At 66.3% G+C, this 15,903-nt stretch carries 16 protein-coding genes; 6 read left to right on the forward strand and 10 right to left on the reverse strand.

Annotated features, from left to right (window positions below; all coding sequences use genetic code 11):
• Positions 1 to 50 precede the first annotated feature (50 nt).
• Entirely contained in the window at positions 51 to 2,267 is a 2,217-nt protein-coding gene (locus tag ACY65G_RS26060; RefSeq protein WP_465000191.1) for a S9 family peptidase, read from the forward strand.
• Positions 2,268 to 2,346: 79 nt separating this feature from the next.
• On the opposite strand, the gene ACY65G_RS26065 is transcribed toward ACY65G_RS26060, so the two are convergent.
• Together ACY65G_RS26065 and ACY65G_RS26070 are read right to left on the reverse strand one after the other, a co-directional pair.
• The gene (locus ACY65G_RS26065) at positions 2,347 to 2,565 is read right to left on the reverse strand and encodes a CsbD family protein (RefSeq protein WP_465000192.1); all 219 of its coding nucleotides are present in this window, start codon (positions 2,563 to 2,565) and stop codon (positions 2,347 to 2,349) included.
• A 191-nt stretch (positions 2,566 to 2,756) separates the two neighbouring features.
• A complete protein-coding gene (locus ACY65G_RS26070; protein ID WP_465000193.1) occupies positions 2,757 to 4,823 on the reverse strand; it encodes a M13 family metallopeptidase in 2,067 nt (688 codons plus the stop codon).
• Positions 4,824 to 5,044: 221 nt separating this feature from the next.
• Here ACY65G_RS26070 and ACY65G_RS26075 point away from each other — a divergent pair, with 221 nt between their 5' ends.
• A complete protein-coding gene (locus tag ACY65G_RS26075) occupies positions 5,045 to 5,860 on the forward strand; it encodes an HDOD domain-containing protein (RefSeq protein ID WP_465000194.1) in 816 nt (271 codons plus the stop codon).
• Between the two features lie 108 nt (positions 5,861 to 5,968).
• Positions 5,969 to 6,235, forward strand: a complete 267-nt coding sequence (locus tag ACY65G_RS26080; protein WP_465000195.1) for a flagellar protein FliT — start codon at positions 5,969 to 5,971, stop codon at positions 6,233 to 6,235.
• An 80-nt stretch (positions 6,236 to 6,315) separates the two neighbouring features.
• Here ACY65G_RS26080 and ACY65G_RS26085 read toward each other — a convergent pair whose 3' ends face one another.
• On the reverse strand, positions 6,316 to 7,965 hold the full coding sequence (locus tag ACY65G_RS26085; protein WP_465000196.1) for a type IV pilus assembly protein FimV: 1,650 nt from the start codon (positions 7,963 to 7,965) through the stop codon (positions 6,316 to 6,318).
• A 130-nt stretch (positions 7,966 to 8,095) separates the two neighbouring features.
• Here ACY65G_RS26085 and fumC point away from each other — a divergent pair, with 130 nt between their 5' ends.
• The 3 genes from fumC to ACY65G_RS26100 all read left to right on the forward strand — a co-directional run bounded on the left by fumC (position 8,096) and on the right by ACY65G_RS26100 (position 10,257).
• On the forward strand, positions 8,096 to 9,493 hold the full coding sequence (gene fumC, locus ACY65G_RS26090) for a class II fumarate hydratase (RefSeq protein ID WP_465000197.1): 1,398 nt from the start codon (positions 8,096 to 8,098) through the stop codon (positions 9,491 to 9,493).
• 80 nt (positions 9,494 to 9,573) lie between these two features.
• Complete coding sequence (locus ACY65G_RS26095) at positions 9,574 to 9,804, forward strand: RNA-binding S4 domain-containing protein (RefSeq protein WP_465000198.1); 231 nt, start codon at positions 9,574 to 9,576, stop codon at positions 9,802 to 9,804.
• Between the two features lie 93 nt (positions 9,805 to 9,897).
• Positions 9,898 to 10,257, forward strand: coding sequence for a hypothetical protein (locus tag ACY65G_RS26100; protein ID WP_465000199.1), 360 nt, complete (start codon positions 9,898 to 9,900; stop codon positions 10,255 to 10,257).
• Here ACY65G_RS26100 and bufB read toward each other — a convergent pair.
• The 7 genes from bufB to ACY65G_RS26135 form a co-directional block, all read right to left on the reverse strand.
• Positions 10,254 to 11,903 carry an MNIO family bufferin maturase gene (gene bufB / locus ACY65G_RS26105; protein ID WP_465000200.1) on the reverse strand — a complete coding sequence of 550 codons (1,650 nt, stop codon included), beginning with the start codon at positions 11,901 to 11,903 and terminating at the stop codon, positions 10,254 to 10,256. The two genes, ACY65G_RS26100 and bufB, sit on opposite strands and share 4 nt — an antisense overlap.
• Positions 11,904 to 11,908: 5 nt before the next feature.
• On the reverse strand, positions 11,909 to 12,184 hold the full coding sequence (locus ACY65G_RS26110; protein ID WP_465000201.1) for a BufA1 family periplasmic bufferin-type metallophore: 276 nt from the start codon (positions 12,182 to 12,184) through the stop codon (positions 11,909 to 11,911).
• Between the two features lie 175 nt (positions 12,185 to 12,359).
• Positions 12,360 to 12,551: a YjfB family protein gene (locus tag ACY65G_RS26115; RefSeq protein WP_465000202.1), complete on the reverse strand. Its 192-nt coding sequence runs from the start codon at positions 12,549 to 12,551 to the stop codon at positions 12,360 to 12,362.
• Positions 12,552 to 12,652: 101 nt separating this feature from the next.
• Positions 12,653 to 13,189 (reverse strand): molybdopterin-guanine dinucleotide biosynthesis protein B, encoded by a 537-nt coding sequence (gene mobB, locus ACY65G_RS26120; RefSeq protein ID WP_465000203.1) that lies wholly within the window; start codon positions 13,187 to 13,189, stop codon positions 12,653 to 12,655.
• A gap of 92 nt (positions 13,190 to 13,281) precedes the next feature.
• Positions 13,282 to 13,461, reverse strand: a complete 180-nt coding sequence (locus ACY65G_RS26125) for a hypothetical protein (RefSeq protein ID WP_465000204.1) — start codon at positions 13,459 to 13,461, stop codon at positions 13,282 to 13,284.
• 122 nt (positions 13,462 to 13,583) lie between these two features.
• Positions 13,584 to 14,303, reverse strand: coding sequence for a general secretion pathway protein GspB (locus ACY65G_RS26130; protein WP_465000205.1), 720 nt, complete (start codon positions 14,301 to 14,303; stop codon positions 13,584 to 13,586).
• A gap of 1 nt (position 14,304) precedes the next feature.
• Positions 14,305 to 15,894, reverse strand: coding sequence for an AAA family ATPase (locus ACY65G_RS26135; protein WP_465000206.1), 1,590 nt, complete (start codon positions 15,892 to 15,894; stop codon positions 14,305 to 14,307).
• Positions 15,895 to 15,903: the final 9 nt, after the last annotated feature.

Below are 15,903 nucleotides of genomic sequence, written 5' to 3' on the forward strand. Positions count from 1 at the left end.
ATCGTTTTGCGATTTCCTTTCTATAACAAATCGTTCATTTCGGGACTCCAATGCGCACCGCTCTCAGTATCCTGGCCCTGCTGGCCGCCGGCACGGCATCCGCCGACCGCCTGACCCTCGACCGCCTGCACAGCGATCCCGCGCTGGCCGGCAACGGCGTGCGCGCGCTGAAGGTCTCGCCGGACGGCGCCCGCGTGACGTTCCTGCGCGGCCGCCCGGACAACCAGTTCCAGATGGACCTGTGGGAGTTCAACCTGAAGGACAAGTCGACGCGCCGCCTCGTCGATTCGAAGGTGCTGGTGGCCGAGGAAAACCTGTCGGATGCCGAAAAGGCGCGCCGCGAGCGCGAGCGCACCGCGGCCCTGAAAGGCATCATCAACTACAGCTGGTCGCCGGACGGCAAGCGCCTGCTGGTGCCGATCGCCGGCAACCTGTACCTGATCGACGTGGCGAAGCCCGATGCGGCGCGCCTGGTCGCCTCGGGCAATGTGACCGATCCGAAGATCTCGCCGAAGGGCAAGTACGTGTCGTTCGTGCGCGACCAGAACCTGTATGTGATCGACCTGGCCACCGGCAAGGAAAAGGCCCTGACGACCGATGGCAAGGGCACGCTGCACAATGGCGAAGCCGAGTTCGTGGCGCAGGAGGAAATGCACCAGTACACGGGCTACTACTGGGCGCCGGACGACTCCGCGATCGCCTACCGCCGCTACGACGAAGCCCAGGTGCCGGTGGCGCGCCGCTTCGAGATCTATGCCGACCGCACCGACGTGATCGAGCAGCGCTACCCGGCCGCCGGCGACAAGAATGCGATCGTGGAACTGCGCATCGTCGATCCGGTCACCGGCGCCACGAAGGAAGTGGACCTCGGCCCGGAAAAGGATATCTACCTGGTGCGCGCAGACTTCTCGGCCGACAGTAAAAAACTGCTGTTCCAGCGCCAGGCGCGCGACCAGAAGAAGCTCGAACTGATCGCCGTCGACACGGGCACGCTGCAGCAGAAGGTACTCGTCACCGAAACGGCGAAAACGTGGACCGACATCAACGACGACCTGCGCTTCCTCTCCGGAGGAAAAGGCTTCATCTGGTCGTCGCACCGCACCGGCCGCAACCACCTGTACCTGTTCGACATGGACGGCAACGTCAGGCACGCATTGACCAGGGGCGAATGGGGCATCGACAACCTGCTGGCCGTCGACGAAGGCGCGGGCAAGGTGTATTTCTCGTCCAACAAGGATGCGATCATCGACAAGCAGACCTACGCCGTGTCGCTCGATGGCCGCGATGCGGACAAGCCGAAGCGCGTGACGCAGACCGACGGCTGGCACGACACCACGTTCGCGCGCAATGGCCAGCTGTTCGTCGACACGTGGTCCGACCCGGCGAACCCGCCGCAGGTCTCGATTCGCAAGCCGGACGGCGCGATCCTCACGTGGCTGGAAAAGAACGAGGTCAATGCATCGCACCCGTACTACCAGTACAAGTCGGATCACCTGCCCGTGGAATACGGCACCATGCAGGCCAGCGACGGGCAGACGCTGTACTGGTCGATGATCAAGCCCTACCGCTTCGATCCGGCGAAGAAGTACCCGGTCTACCTGTCCACCTACGGCGGCCCGGGCCCGCAATACGTGTCGCGCAAATGGGGCGATCCGTTCGACATGTTCATGGCGCAGCAGGGCTATGTGGTGTTCCGCCTCGATAACCGCGGCTCGGGCCGCCGCGAGCGCGCCTTCACGGATGCGATCTACCGCAACCTGGGCAAGGTCGAAGTGGAAGACCAGCTGGCCGGCATCGACTTCCTCGGCAAGCAGAGCTTCGTCGACCCGCAGCGCATCGGCGTGTATGGCTGGAGCTACGGCGGTTTCATGGCCCTGCGCCTGCTGTCCCAGGGTTCGGACAAGATCGCCGCCGGCGTATCCGGCGCGCCCGTGACCGACTGGGCGCTGTACGACACGCACTACACGGAACGCTTCATGGACAAGCCGTCCGAAAACAAGGCCGGCTACGCCGACAGCACCGTGTTCGCCCACGTGGACGGGCTGAAGTCGAACCTGCTGCTGATCCACGGCATGGCGGACGACAACGTGCTGTTCACCAACACCACGAAAATGGTCGACGCGCTCGTCAACCGCGGCGTGCAATTCGAGCTGATGACCTATCCGGGCGCCAAGCACGGCGTCTCGGACCGCAAGCAGAAGAAGCACGTGCAGACGATCATCGAGGCGTTCTTCCGCAAGCACCTGAAGCCGGAAACGGTGCAGTAGAACCGGTTTTGAAGTAACACCGTAAAGCAAAACAGCCGCCCTCGGGCGGCTGTTTCATTGTCGGCACCGGGCCGGGGGATTACAGACCCTGGCGATTGCCACGGTTGATGGTGACATCGTCGTCCATCGCGTCTTCGACGGCTTCGCGGGCGTCGCCCACTTTTTTCTGGATCTTGCCTTCAGCCTGGTTTTTCAGGCCCTTGGCCTGCTGCTTCGAGCTGCCGACCAGTTCGCCGGCCTCTTCCTGAATTTTGCCGCCGACTTCTTTCGCCTTGCCTTTGATTTGATCGCTGTTCATGATCGAGCTCCTCTATGCGTTGCGGCTGGCGGTCCACGATGGGCCGCTGCCTTTGGATCACACGCTGTAGGGCGTGTGGTTAGGGAAATCATACGATCAGGAACTGTTCCCCTCCGTACGTTCCCTAACATTGCAAAAAGAATCAGCTACCTGCGGTCGGGTTTAAGTTTCGACTAAGCTTCAAAAGGCCGTTACCACACTCGCACGCGTGCCTCAGGCGGCAGGTACAGTTTCTGCCCGGGCTGCACATCGAATGCCTTGTACCAGTTGTCCAGGTTGCGCACCGTGTAGGTGCGCCACTGCGCCGGCGCGTGCTCGTCGGTGGTGACCTGGTTGCGCAGCGATGCTTCGCGGGGCTTCGTGCGCCAGGCCTGCGCATAGCCGAGGAAGAACTGGCGATCCGTTTCCACACCGGCCTTGCCGCCCTGCGAAGCATGGTAGGCATCCAGCGCCGCGGCCAGGCCGGCCAGGTCGGCCAGGTTTTCCGCCAGCGTGAGCTGGCCGTTGAGCTTCAGGTCCGGAAACGCTTCATAGCTCGAGTATTGCGCCACGAGTGCCTGCGCCGCCTTGGCGAAATGCTCGCGGTCATCCTTTGTCCACCAGTCACGCAGTCGGCCTTTCGAATCGAACTCGGCACCGATATTGTCGAAGCTGTGGCTGATCTCGTGGCCGATCACGGAACCGATGGCGCCATAGTTCACGGCATCGCTGCCGTTCGGATCGAAGAACGGCGGCTGCAGGATCGCGGCCGGGAAGTTCAGCGCATTCTGCATGGGCATGTTGACGGCATTGACGAGCTGCGGCGGCATCGACCATTCCTTCGGATCGACCTTGCTGCCCAGCTTGGCCAGCTGCTGCCGGTAGCGATAGGCATTGGCGCGCCAGGCGTTGCCGAACGCATCGTCCGCCTTGACCTGGAGGCCGCCATATGACGTCCATTTTTCCGGATAGCCCACGCCCACGTACAGCACCTTCAGTTTGGCCTGCGCTTCCCGTTTCGTTGCCGGGGCCATCCAGTCGAGCCGGTCGATGCGCTGGTGGAAGGCGTCGACGATGTTCGCCACCATCTTCTGCACCTTCACCTTGGCCGCCGGCGGGAAGTGTTTATCGACGTACATCTTGCCCACCGCTTCCGGCATGGCTTCGTTCAGGGACGCCAGGCCCCGCTTCCAGCGCGCCGACAGTTGCGGCGTGCCGCTCAGCGTACGGCCATAGAAATCGAAACGCTGGTCGACGAATGCCTTCGGCAGCGTGCCGCTGTACTGGTTGATGGTGTGGAACGCGAGCCAGTCCTGCCATGTCTGTATCGGCATCTCGGCCACGAGGGCCGCGGCACCGGTAATCGCGGTGGGGTGATAGACAATGAATTTCCTTTGCTTGCCCAGGCCGGCGCTCTGGAAGAATGCCTTCCAGTCGAGGCCGGGGGCCTTGGCGGCAAAGTCCTTGTCGGTCCACACGTTGTTGGCTTTCCTGACATCGGACGATTCCTCTCGCAAGCCATGCGATTGCGCCAGCTTGCGTTCCAGTTCGAACACGCGGGCGGCGCGCGCTTCCGGCTCGGTGAAGCCGGCGAGCTTGAGCATGGCGGCGATATGGGCCTGGTAAGCCGTGCGCAGCCGGCCCATCCGCTCGTTCTCGTCCAGGTAGAACGCCCGGTCAGGCATGCCGAGGCCGCCCTGCAGCAGGTAGGGCATGTAATGGTCGGGATCGGTGAAGCCCTGGGCGACCCACACGCCGAACAGGTTCTCGGTACTGAAATCGGTGGCGTTCAGCGGATCGACGTCGGCACGCAGGCCGGCACCCAACGCCTGCACGAGGCCGGCCTTGTCGCGGATCGCGGCGATCTTGTCGAGCATCGGCTTGAGCGGGGCGATGCCGCGCGCTTCGATGCCGGCTTCGTCCATGATCGCGCCATAGTACGCGGCCACCTTTTTCGCATCGGCCGATGCCCCCGGGTGGCCTGCCGCCTCGATCAATTGCAGGATGCGCCCGTTCGTTTCGTCGACCACCGCGTTGGCGGCGCTCCAGCTGCCGCGGTCTGCGGGGATCTCGGTGGCCGCCAGCCAGTGGCCGTTTGCAAACAGGTAGAAATCATCGCCCGGCGCGTCGCCCGGCGGCACGGCCGCGGCAGCTTGCTGCCGGGCTGCCGACGGCGCCGGTTCCTGCGCACCGGCGTTCGTCCATGCCAGCGCCATGCTCAGCGCCACGGCGAGGGTGCTCGCCCGCGGTGGACGGCGCAATACTCGGAGTGCTTCCATAAAGTCCCTTGTTTTGTCGATGTTGAAGAAATTGTGGCGTGGTACGCCAGTCTCCACTGTAGTCCCGCATCCCTGCCGTGACGAGCGTTGTGCGACAGACTGCGGCAATCGCGGATAGCCTGCCGAAGTCGGGCAGGCACACGGATGGGCGAGATAGTGCTTTTGCCGGGCCACCGACAAGGCTATAGTTCACTTACGGAAATAATTGCGGAGGACGCACGATGACATTGGAAGATTTGTTCGACCAGCCCACCGCGCTGCCCACGGCGCCGAAGGTCGTCCAGGAACTGGTGGCCAGCTTCGACAAGGCATCCGTATCCACCGAGGAGATCGCCCGCAAGGTGTCGCTCGACCCGGTGTTGAGCGCGAAGCTGCTGCGCTTGGCGAACTCCGCCTATTACAACCTGTCGCGCAGCATCGCCACCGTCGAGGATGCGGTGCTGATGCTGGGCTTTGTTGCCGTGCGCACGCTGGTCATCAGCTCCGGACTCGTCAACGGTTTCAAGTCGGTCACCGGGCTCGACCTGGGCGATTTCTGGCGCTACAGCATGCGCACGGCCGCGTCCGCGAAGTGGCTGGCGAAAAAGACCCGCGACAACCAGGAGCTGGCCTTCACGATCGGCATGATGCATGCGATCGGCCAGCTGGTGATCCATGCGGGCATGCCCGACAAGGCCGTGGCGCTGGACGCCATCGCGCCGCCGCTCGACGGGCGCCGCCTCGCCGTGGAGCGGGAAGCGCTGGGCTTCACCCATGCCGACGTGGGCGCCGAACTGGCGCGGCGCTGGCAGTTTCCCGCCGTGTTCTCGGATGCCATCGCGGCGTTTCCCGCGCCGCTGGAGCGCGAGGCCGTGGACCGGCTGGCGGCCATCGTCCACGTGGCCGCCTGGCGCGTTCGCGCGCTGGAGGAAGCCCACCCGGCCGAAGACTTTCCCCAGGATGTCGCCGAGGTACTGGGCCTCGATGCCGACACCGTCATCGACGAGATGCCTTCGCCCGACGAACTGGCGGCGGGGCTCGATGAGATGATGAAGTGACAATGCCAAAAACTATTTTCAAATTTTTTTTCAAAAAGCCTAAAGTTCGCCGCGCGCCTGACGTAAATCATGACAAGCAGCAATCCGTTACGATCTACAAGGCGCGCCATGACTTCCACCGACGTTCTCTCGATGTATGAAAATATTGCCGGACTGACCAGCAAGATGGCCATGGCTGCGCAAGCCAGCGACTGGGAAACCTTGGGGCGCCTGGAAACCCAATGCGCCGTGCAGTCGGTACCCTCTCTCGGCGGCGTCGCCAAGCTCGAAGGCAATGCCCGCCAGCGCAAGATCGACCTGCTGAAGCAGATCATGGCCAACGACCGCGCGATCCGCGACGTGACCGAACCATGGATGGGCCGCCTGAACGGCTGAGTTATCGGTCTATGGTCTCCCAACAAAAAAGCGCCCTGCGGGGCGCTTTTTTGTTGGGAAAGGCCGCGCGCCCTCCCCGGTCAGGCCACCTTGCTCTCTGGCGGCGCTGCCGGCGCGATGGCCGGCTCGATGCGCACTGGCGCATCGTCCTCGTCGCGGCTCCAGCTTTGCCGCACGATCGGGCTGCGCCGCATCTTTTTCTTGCGGACGACGTGCACGGTCACGCCGAAGATCCCCACCAGCACGAGGAAGCCGGCAAACAGGAACATCAGCAGCTTGGGACGGGAAATCTTGATTTCCTTCCTGGGTTCCGGCGGCGGCGGCGCGGCTTCTTTCTTTTCCTCGGGTTTCTTTTCCTCCGGTGCGGCCTTTGCTTCCTCGACGGGGGCAGCCGGGACGGCAGCGCCGGCTGCGGCAAGTCCTGCGGCAACGCCTGCGCCCGCTTCCTCCGGTTGCGCCGGTTGCGCCGGCGGTGCCACATCGGCCTTCGCGGCAGGGGCCGGCTGCGCGGCGGCCGCCGCGGCAACGGTGGCAACGTCCGGTGTCCTCGCCGCCGCAGGGGCCGGGTCCGCGGGCTTCGGTGCCTCGGGCGCCATGGCCGGCTTGCCCGTCACCGGCACCGCGGCACGGGCGGCGCCCGCTTCGCTGGTGATCCCCAGTTGCGCTTGCAAGGTTTTCAGCTTGCCTTCCAGTTCGGACAGCTTGTTCAACATGGCCATATCGGGCTGGCCGACGGCTGGCCCGGCCTGCGCGACGGATTCCACGGCTTTCGCGGATTTTTCCGGCGCGGCCGGCGCGGCGGTTGCCTTGGCGCCCTCCACACTGGCGCGCGTCGCCCGTGCCGCCTCGGCCAGTTCGGCCTTCGATGGCAGGAACGAGCGCTGCGGCGCCTTCTTCTCCGGCGCAGGCTCGCTTGCCGGTTCAGGTGCCGGTTCGTGGGCTGGCTCCTGCGCCACCTTGCGCTCCGCCACCGCCAGCCTGGCCGGCTTGGCGCCGCGCTTGAAATCGTCGGCAGTCGATGCGTATTTCAGCGCTTCCTTGCGCACATCCTTGTGTTCAGGCTTGTGGCTGTCCTGTTTGGCCGGCACGGCCTTGGCCGGCTGGCGTTCTTCCACCTTGCCGCCGTGCGCGCCGAATGCGCGTTCAACCGCGCCGAGCAGTTCCCGTTCCCCCGCGGTGGCTTCCTTGCCGGGCGAAACCATGGCCACCAGCGCCACGGGGCGCTCGTGACCAGCGCGGCGAGCGGCGGTCTTGCTGTCGCGTTCGACAGGTGCCGGCGTGGCGGCCAGCGTGGCTGGGGCGGCAGGCGCCGGCTTCGGTGCCGGGTTCGGATCCGGCGACAGCCACAGCGACACACTGCGCACCCGTTCCTTGCCACCCGAAATCAGCTGGAAATACAGGTGCAGCACGTCCCCCTGCACCGGCGCGCTGGTCGTCACGTGCAGCACGCGGCGGTTGTCGCGCCGTACGATCGAGATGCCGGCGTCGGCCAGTGCCGGACTCATCTTTACATTGGCGCCCCGGAACACATCCGGCCGGGCGAGGCGCACCTGCAGGTCGGCCAGTTCCTGCGCCGTCAGGTCGGTCAGTTCGATGTCGGCCGACAGCGGCTGGCCGCTGAACGAGCGCACCGAGGCATCGCCGAATTCGGCGGCATGAGTACCGGTGGTGGCGGCGCTGGCGGCTGAAAACGCCAGCACGGCCAGGGTGGAACGTAGCGGAAGCGGCATGGTGATTGGAATGGTAAATGAAAATTTCCGTGACGTAAGTGTTTAACGGCGGAAATTCGCATTCTTTGAGTGCTCGAACCGATTTTCATGCGTGGGTTACACTTAATGCATCTTTTACCCAGAGGACGCCATGGACAGCAGAACCGAACGCGACAGTTTTGGCCCGATCGATGTGCCGGCACACCAGCTATGGGGCGCGCAAACGCAGCGCTCATTGCATCACTTCCATATTTCCACCGAAAAGATGGCGCCCGAGCTGATCGGCGCGCTGGCCAACGTGAAACGGGCCGCCGCGCGCGTGAATGTCGACCTGGGCGTGCTGGATGCCACCAAGGCCGATGCGATCGTGCGCGCCGCCGACGAAGTGCTGGAAGGCCGGCATGCCGGCGAGTTCCCCTTGTCGGTATGGCAAACGGGTTCCGGCACCCAGTCGAACATGAACATGAACGAAGTGCTGGCCAACCGTGGTTCCGAGCTGCTGGGCGGCGTGCGCGGCGAAGAGCGCAAGCTGCACCCGAACGACGACGTCAACAAGGGCCAGTCGTCGAACGATATCTTCCCCACGGCGATGCACGTGGCGGCCGGCGTGGCGCTGGCAACCGACGTGCTGCCAGCGCTGCGCCAGCTGCGCGCCACGCTGTCCGGCAAGGCGCAGGCGTTTGCCGACATCGTCAAGATCGGCCGCACCCACCTGCAGGATGCCACCCCGCTGACGCTGGGCCAGGAATTCTCCGGCTACGTCGCACAGCTCGACTACGTGGAACGCGCGATCGAACACGCCCTGCCCGCCGTGCTGGAACTGGCCGCCGGCGGCACCGCCGTCGGCACCGGGCTCAACTCCCACCCGGAATATGCGACGCGGATCGCCGCCGAGCTGGCGCAGCGCCTGCAACTGCCGTTTCGCACTGCCGACAACAAGTTTGCCGCGCTGGCCGGCCACGAGGCACTGTTGGCGGCCCACGGGGCCCTGAAGACCCTGGCGGCAGCGCTGTTCAAGATCGCCAACGACGTGCGCTGGATGGCGTCCGGCCCGCGCTCCGGACTGGGAGAAATCACCATCCCCGAAAACGAGCCGGGCAGCTCGATCATGCCGGGCAAGGTCAACCCCACCCAGTGCGAAGCCGTGACGATGCTGTGTGCCCAGGTGTTCGGCAACGACGTGGCCATTTCCTTCGGCGGCGCTTCCGGCAACTTCGAACTGAACGTCTACAAGCCGCTGATCGCCCATAACTTCCTGCAAAGCGCGCGCCTGCTGGCCGACGGCATGCGCAGCTTCGACGAGCACTGCGCGCGCGGCATCGAACCGAACCGCGAACGGATCGGCGAGCTGATGGAGCGCTCGCTGATGCTGGTGACCGCGCTGGCGCCCCACATCGGGTATGATCGCGCCGCCCAGATTGCCAAGAAAGCGCAGCATGAAGGCACCACGCTGAAGGAAGCGGCGCTGGCCCTGGGCTTTGTCACGGCGGAGCAGTTCGACGAGTGGATCGTGCCGCTGGCCATGACACGGCCGGGTGCGAAAGGCTGACCAGGCCGCGTGGGCCGGAGGCGAATAAAGTTAGTAACGGAACAATTAAATTTCTCCGGCCACACGGAAACGAGGATAAAATGCAAAAAGTAGACTTTGAATTAACGTCGGAATTTATCGAACTGAACCAGTTGCTGAAGGTGGTCGGCCTGTGCGACAGCGGCGGCGCCGGCAAGCAGATCGTGGCCAGCGGCGACGTGCGGGTGGATGGCAAGCAGGAATTGCGCAAGACCGCCAAGATCCGCGCCGGCCAGCAGGTTGCCATCGGCGACGTGCGCATCACCGTGATTGGCAACGCGGCAGGGAAATAAGGTTCCGGCGGTCTTAATCGTTTGCAAATCGCATGCTACTTCGGCGGCTATAGTGGCAGGATTTGTGGAAGGAATTATCAATCCGGAGCACGCATGGACCATCTCGACCCCACCCGATATCCTGAACCGCCGAAACCATCCTTGCAGAAGGCAGCGCCCGCCGCGGCCCCCTTGCAGCCCCTGTCACCGCACCCCATGCAGCAGCGCCTGATCGGCGATTTGCAGCAGGTGATCGACAATGCCGAAGACTTGTTCAATTGCACCGACAGCGCACGCAACGGTGCCTACCGCGCCGCGCGCGACAAGCTCGCGCAGGCGCTGGCCGTGGCAAACGAGGAATTGCAACGGATCGAAGATGCCCAGCTCGAGCGGATGATCGCCGCCACGCACGAAGCCAGCCTGCGCCATCGCGACAGCACCGGCGAAGCCCGGCTCTTCCGCGCTTTCAGCTAGTCGTCGTCCGCCTTGCCGCGCAGTGCCGCGAATGCGGCGTGCGCGATCCACTGCCCCAGCCGGGGCACCAGGTCGAAACCCGTATCCACCGCCAGCGCCGCGTCGAGCGCCTCTCCCACGGACGCGCCTTGTTCCAGCGCGGCCAGCGCATGCCATGTGGCAGCATCCAGCGCAAGCACGTCCGGTTGCCAGCCGCGCCTGGCCACCAGGGCCCATGAAGGCGCCGCCATGTCGTCCGGGAACGGCACTTCGGTGCCCGGCTGGTGGGCTTGCCACAGCGGTACCACGGCCCACGCCGATGCGAACACGGCGGCCGCCGGATGCGGCACCAGCCGGCAGTGTTCGAATGCCTCCGGCGCAACGTGCGCCAGCGCGGCCGGGGCCAGCGGTTCCACGTCGGCGGCGTAACAGGCACGGTGCAGCAGCCATTCGAGCCGCGCCATGTCCGGCAGGTATGGCAGGCCGGCCACGTGCGGGAAGCCAGCGAGGAAGTCGGCAAAGCCGGCGCCGAATGTGTTCAGGTCGGCGCTTGCCGACGGGTGGCGCGTGCCGTACGCATGTGCCAGCGCAGCAAGGAAATCTTCGCCAACGAGTTGCGTGACGACGGGAAAAGCGGCCGCCAGTGCCAGGATCCAGCCGCCGGCGAGATTGCCACGATAGACCGCGAGGCGCGATGCCAGCGGCGCCGCGCGCAGCACGTCCGCCAGGCCGCCGGCTTCGCCGGCCGGCAGCAATGCATCGGCGAAACGTTGCTGCACGACGGCCAGCGCGGCCGTGTCGGGTTCGGCCAGCGATGTCGGCCGTGGCCGCCCGGACGGCGCCGGCATCGGTGCCGCCCGCGACAACAGCGCCGATGCCCTGTCGGCCTCGGCCAGCAGCACGCCGATCGGCGGCACGTGGGCATCCCATTCGACCAGCGTGGGCACGGCGCCGAAGCGCGCCAGCGCCGCTTCGTACAGATGCCACACGGGTTCCGCGATCGGCGCGCCATGGTGATCGATGACGACGTCCGGCGCGGCGAGATGGCCGCCGAGGTGGAACTCGCCGACCAGCCCCGGCGGGATGGCTGCCAGCGCGGCGAGCGCGTCTTCGCCGTGGTTGCAGGCGTTGACATGCAGGTTGTTCAGGTCGAGCAGCAGGCCGCACCCCGTGCGCTGCGCCAGCGCGGCGAGGAATTGCGCCTCGCTCATCGTATCGGCGGAGAACCGCACGTACGCCGACACGTTCTCGACGAGGATCTGCCGCTGCAGCACATTCTGCACCTGCGCCACGCGGGCGGCCAGCAGGTCGAGCGTGGCCTCGTCCAGCACCAGCGGCAACAGGTCGTGCAGGTGCCGGCCCGGCAAGCCGCCCCAGCTCAGGTGTTCGGAAACGAGGAACGGTTCGATGCGTTCGGCCAGCGCGCGGATGCGCTGCAGATGCCCGGGCGCGATGCCGTGGGCGGACCCCAGGCCGAGGCCCACGCCATGCAGGCTGACCGGGTAATCGCGCCGCAACCGGTGCAGCACCTGCACGTCGCGGCCACCGTCGGCCAGGTAGTTCTCGGTATGCACCTCGAGCCAGCCGGCGCGCGGCCGGCCCTCGAGGAAATCGCGGTAGTGCGGCGCCCGCAGGCCAACGCCGGCAAGCGTGGCGGGCGCAGCCATGCTGCTCAGTCGCTGCCGGCGGGCTTGGCCGGCGGCGTGGTCTTGCCGCCCAGTTTTTCGCAGCTGCCCTTGGCTACCCATTTCCACTCGGTGGGGGCGTTGTCGGTGCGCGCCATCGACGCGCAGCCATGCGCGCCGTCCGACGACGCGCAATCGTTCTGGCCCGCCTTCGCCACCCCGTAGCATTTTTCCTTGTCGGCCCCGCCGCCCATCTGCGCCTGCGCGGCACCCGCCGCGCACGTGGCAGCCAGCGCCGCGGCAATCATTGCACTTTTGTTCATTGTCCCTCCAGTCGGTCAAACCCGATGATTCTAGCGAAAGTTGCCCGAAAAATGGGGACGTACCCCATTTTCCAGGAAAGATTCGGACGTCCGGAGCACCGGACCGCCCATTTTCAGGCAATAAAAAAGCCCGCTGTCCACGGGGAACAGCGGGCCAGCGCGCTCGGGGGCGCGCTCAAGCTGTGGTGTTGATCCGGTTGCCCAGGTGCGGTGGCAGGGTCGGCGCGGGCTGCGAGGCTGGCAGCGCGTCGAGCAGCGCGGCGGCGGATGCTGCCTGCGAATCCATGGCCTTCTTCAATACGGCCATGCTGACGTCCTGCTTCGTGCCTGTCTCGGCGATCGTCGTCGACAGGCGGGCAATGCTCATTGCGTCCATACTTCCTCCACTGTGCCGCCCCGCATCGAGGCATATCCTCCGTTTACGGAAGAGCCACGGCGAACTTGAGGCCGGCTACGTGTTTTTATTCTTCAACTTTTCTTGGGCAACCATGTGTCGATCAGCCACGCCAGCACGGCCTCGCGGTCGTCGAGGTCCAGCCAGGCAACGTGCGGCGCCACGTCGGCCGGGCGCGGCAGCGTCGACGCGACGGCCACGATGTGCGGATCGTCCGGATAGAGGGGACCCCTGTCGCCGACGCCGCGGTGGATTTCCAGCTTGTCGATCGGGAACGATTTGAAGCCTTCCACCAGTGTCAGGTCCGCCGGTGCCAGCCGCGCCAGTTGCTCGTCGAGCCCCGGCTCCGGGGCGCCGCGCATTTCCCGGACAATGGCAAACCGGTAAGGCGACGCTACCATGACTTCGGCCGCGCCGGCGCGGCGCAGGCGGGCGCTGTCCTTGTGCGGCGGCTCCAGGTCCAGGTCGTGGTGGCTGTGCTTGATGACATTGACCTTGCGGCCCTGCCCGGCCAACTGGCCGATCAGGTATTCCAGCAGCGTGGTCTTGCCGCTGCCCGACCGGCCGACAATGCCGATGACCGGTGCCGCGGCGGCGTGTATGTGCTCCATTCTTGCTCCTGTACGAATGGAGCCATTATAGAAGACCGGCTCTCGTGTCCGGTATGGAGCGGGCGCGTGCCCATATCAAGTGCGATGGGGGATTACTTGTCCGGGCGGAAAGGCCCGTCGCCGCCACCCTTGCCCATCAGGCACAACAGGCCGACGCAAGCGATCACGACGACCAGCACGCCCGGTTCGGACGCCGCGCCGTCGGGCAAGGCAGCACGCACTGGAGCGGCGGCGGCCAGCAGGGGCAACGCATGCAAGATGGAAAACTTCATAAGTCAGTCCGTGGAATTGTCGATGAAGAAAGTGTGACAATCCTTTATGACGCCACGATGACGGTATCGATCGTGCGCGACAGCCAGCACAGCGATGGCACCGGTGCGGACCGGAACGCCCGTCAGTACGGCATCCTGTACCGGTAGCCCCGGAACGCGAACACGGCCCCCTTCGCTTCGAGCCGTTCCAGCACGAGCCCCGGTGCGACTTCGTCGCCCTCGCGGCGCAGCACCTTGTCGATCAGCACGAGCCGGTCGGCCGGATTCGGCGAATACATGTAGCCGCTCATCGCCACCGGCGGGATCGCACGGCGGATCGGTTCCGGCAAGTCGCGCAGCGCCTGCACCGGTTCCTCGCGCGGTGGCACTTCGGCTTGCGGGACGGATGCGGCCGCCGCGACTGGCGGCGCTTCGGCTCGCGCGGCTGGGTCCGGCCTCCTGGACGCGACGGCAGGCGGCGTTTCCCGTGCCGCCTGGGCTGCCGGCACCGGCGGGACTGCCGGTAGCGGCGCAGCGGCAGGCGCCGGTACCGCTGACGCTACCGGTGCCGGCGCGATCGCGACGGGAACCGGTGCGGGCGCCGCGGCAACCACCTGCGGCTGCGCTGCCGGTACCGGCTGCACCGGTGGCGCGGATGCTGCCGGTGCGCCGGCCTGCCGCCAGACGACGACGGCGAGCCCGACGATGACGGCGCCCATCGCGATCATCGCCGCCAGCAGTGGCTTGCGCAGCGGCGCAGCGCCCGCGGCCGGCGCGTCCGGCAGCGGTGCATGGATGCTCGGCGCCTCCCCAAGCTGGCGCTCGGCCTCGGCCTTCTTCAGTGCTTCGAGAATATAGGACATGTCATTTGCTCCCGGCAGCCGGTGCCAGGCGGGGCTCCGCGTGTGGCGTGCCGGCTTCGCCAAGCAGGCTCAGCCGGATGAACGTTTTCGGGCCGGCCACGCCGTCCGCCTTCAGTTGCTGCGCCGCCTGGAAGTCGCGCAGCCGGCGCAGTGTCTCGCCGCCCAGCGGTGCATCGTCCTGCGGCCGCGCGGCGTTCGCCCACCCGGCCAGGCGCCGCGCCAGCCAGTCCACTTCCGGGCCGCGGTCGCCGGCCGCCACCTGCTCGCGCCAGCCGGGCGGCGCGCGCCAGAACGTGGTGAAGGTGCCGTCATAGCGGTTGTCCAGCGCCGTGCGCGCCACCGTGTGGCGCCGGCCGCCGATATCGATCGTGCCTTCGCGTTCGCCCAGCGCCACCAGCAAGGCGTAGGTCGGCGTGGCCGGATCGTCGTTCAGCGCCAGCATCGCCGGCCGGTCCAGCAGGCGCAGCTCGTCCAGCGTGCCGCGGCTGGACAGGCAGCGCAGGTTTTGTTGCCGCGCTTCCGCGCACACGTCGCCCGCACCCTCCTTCCACGCCACGCCCCACAGCGCGGCCAGGCGGCGCAGCGTGGCCTCGCTGTCCGTCCCTTGCAGTGGCGCCTGCACCGGTGCCGGCCGCGCGGACGGCACAATCGGTGCAGTCGCGGCGGCAGGCGGCGCGGCCTGGCGTGGTGCCAGCTGCCACGCGGCGGCGGCCGTCAGCACGGCGCCGGCCAGCACGCCGCCGGCCACGAGCGGCCAGCGCGGGCGTGGACGCGGCATGTCCGCGCCGAACACTTCCTGCGCGGCGCGCCGCACGATCCGGCGCGTGACCTGCGCCTTGTTTTCCACGTAGGCGCCCAGCAGCGCGCGGTCGCACAGCAGGTTGATTCGCCGCGGTACGCCTTTCGCCAAGGCGTGGATGGTGGTCGCCACGCCGGCCGGGAATGGCGAGGGCCCGGCCAGCCCGGCCACCGCGAGCCGGTGCGCGATGTAGTGCGCGGTTTCGACGGCGCTCAGGGAACCGAGGTGATAGCGCGCGATCACGCGCTGCGCCAGTTGCTCGAGCTCGGGCCGCGCGAGCATCGTGCGCAGCTCTGGCTGGCCGATCAGGATGATCTGCAGCAGCTTGCGTTCGCTCGTTTCCAGGTTTGTCAGCAGGCGCAGCTGCTCCAGCACGGCGGCGGAGAGGTTCTGCGCCTCGTCGATGACGAGCACGCTGTTCTCGCCGCGCGCATGGCTCTCCAGCAGGTGCCGGTTGATCGCATCCACGTAGTGCTTGACGGTGCCCGCCCCCGCCGGCAGCGCGATGCGGAATTCGTCGCAGACGACTTGCAGCAGTTCCTCGACCGACAGCTTCGGGTTGAAGATATACGCCAGCCTGCAACCTTCGGGAACCTGCTCGATGAAGCAGCGGCACACGGTGGTCTTGCCGGCACCGATCTCGCCCGTCAGCAGTACGAAGCCGCCACCGCCGCCCACGCCATACAGCAGGTGCGCCAGCGCTTCGCGATGGCGTTCGCTCATGTACAGGTAGCGCGGATCGGGCGCGATGGAAAACGGGCTGCGGGTCAGGTTGAAGAATCGCGTGTACATGGATGGTCG

This window comes from Pseudoduganella sp. jia 12 (genome assembly GCF_055502675.1).

Excerpts from the sequence above, each read along its gene's own strand:
- ACY65G_RS26065 (WP_465000192.1), bottom strand. The coding sequence starts at position 2,565 with ATGAACAGCGATCAAATCAAAGGCAAGGCGAAAGAAGTCGGCGGCAAA.
- ACY65G_RS26075 (WP_465000194.1), top strand. The coding sequence starts at position 5,045 with ATGACATTGGAAGATTTGTTCGACCAGCCCACCGCGCTGCCCACGGCG.
- ACY65G_RS26070 (WP_465000193.1), bottom strand. The coding sequence starts at position 4,823 with ATGGAAGCACTCCGAGTATTGCGCCGTCCACCGCGGGCGAGCACCCTC.
- ACY65G_RS26115 (WP_465000202.1), bottom strand. The coding sequence starts at position 12,551 with ATGAGCATTGCCCGCCTGTCGACGACGATCGCCGAGACAGGCACGAAG.
- ACY65G_RS26085 (WP_465000196.1), bottom strand. The coding sequence starts at position 7,965 with ATGCCGCTTCCGCTACGTTCCACCCTGGCCGTGCTGGCGTTTTCAGCC.
- ACY65G_RS26095 (WP_465000198.1), top strand. The coding sequence starts at position 9,574 with ATGCAAAAAGTAGACTTTGAATTAACGTCGGAATTTATCGAACTGAAC.
- ACY65G_RS26110 (WP_465000201.1), bottom strand. The coding sequence starts at position 12,184 with ATGAACAAAAGTGCAATGATTGCCGCGGCGCTGGCTGCCACGTGCGCG.
- ACY65G_RS26080 (WP_465000195.1), top strand. The coding sequence starts at position 5,969 with ATGACTTCCACCGACGTTCTCTCGATGTATGAAAATATTGCCGGACTG.
- ACY65G_RS26060 (WP_465000191.1), top strand. The coding sequence starts at position 51 with ATGCGCACCGCTCTCAGTATCCTGGCCCTGCTGGCCGCCGGCACGGCA.
- fumC (WP_465000197.1), top strand. The coding sequence starts at position 8,096 with ATGGACAGCAGAACCGAACGCGACAGTTTTGGCCCGATCGATGTGCCG.
- mobB (WP_465000203.1), bottom strand. The coding sequence starts at position 13,189 with ATGGAGCACATACACGCCGCCGCGGCACCGGTCATCGGCATTGTCGGC.
- ACY65G_RS26125 (WP_465000204.1), bottom strand. The coding sequence starts at position 13,461 with ATGAAGTTTTCCATCTTGCATGCGTTGCCCCTGCTGGCCGCCGCCGCT.
- ACY65G_RS26130 (WP_465000205.1), bottom strand. The coding sequence starts at position 14,303 with ATGTCCTATATTCTCGAAGCACTGAAGAAGGCCGAGGCCGAGCGCCAG.
- ACY65G_RS26135 (WP_465000206.1), bottom strand. The coding sequence starts at position 15,894 with ATGTACACGCGATTCTTCAACCTGACCCGCAGCCCGTTTTCCATCGCG.
- ACY65G_RS26100 (WP_465000199.1), top strand. The coding sequence starts at position 9,898 with ATGGACCATCTCGACCCCACCCGATATCCTGAACCGCCGAAACCATCC.
- bufB (WP_465000200.1), bottom strand. The coding sequence starts at position 11,903 with ATGGCTGCGCCCGCCACGCTTGCCGGCGTTGGCCTGCGGGCGCCGCAC.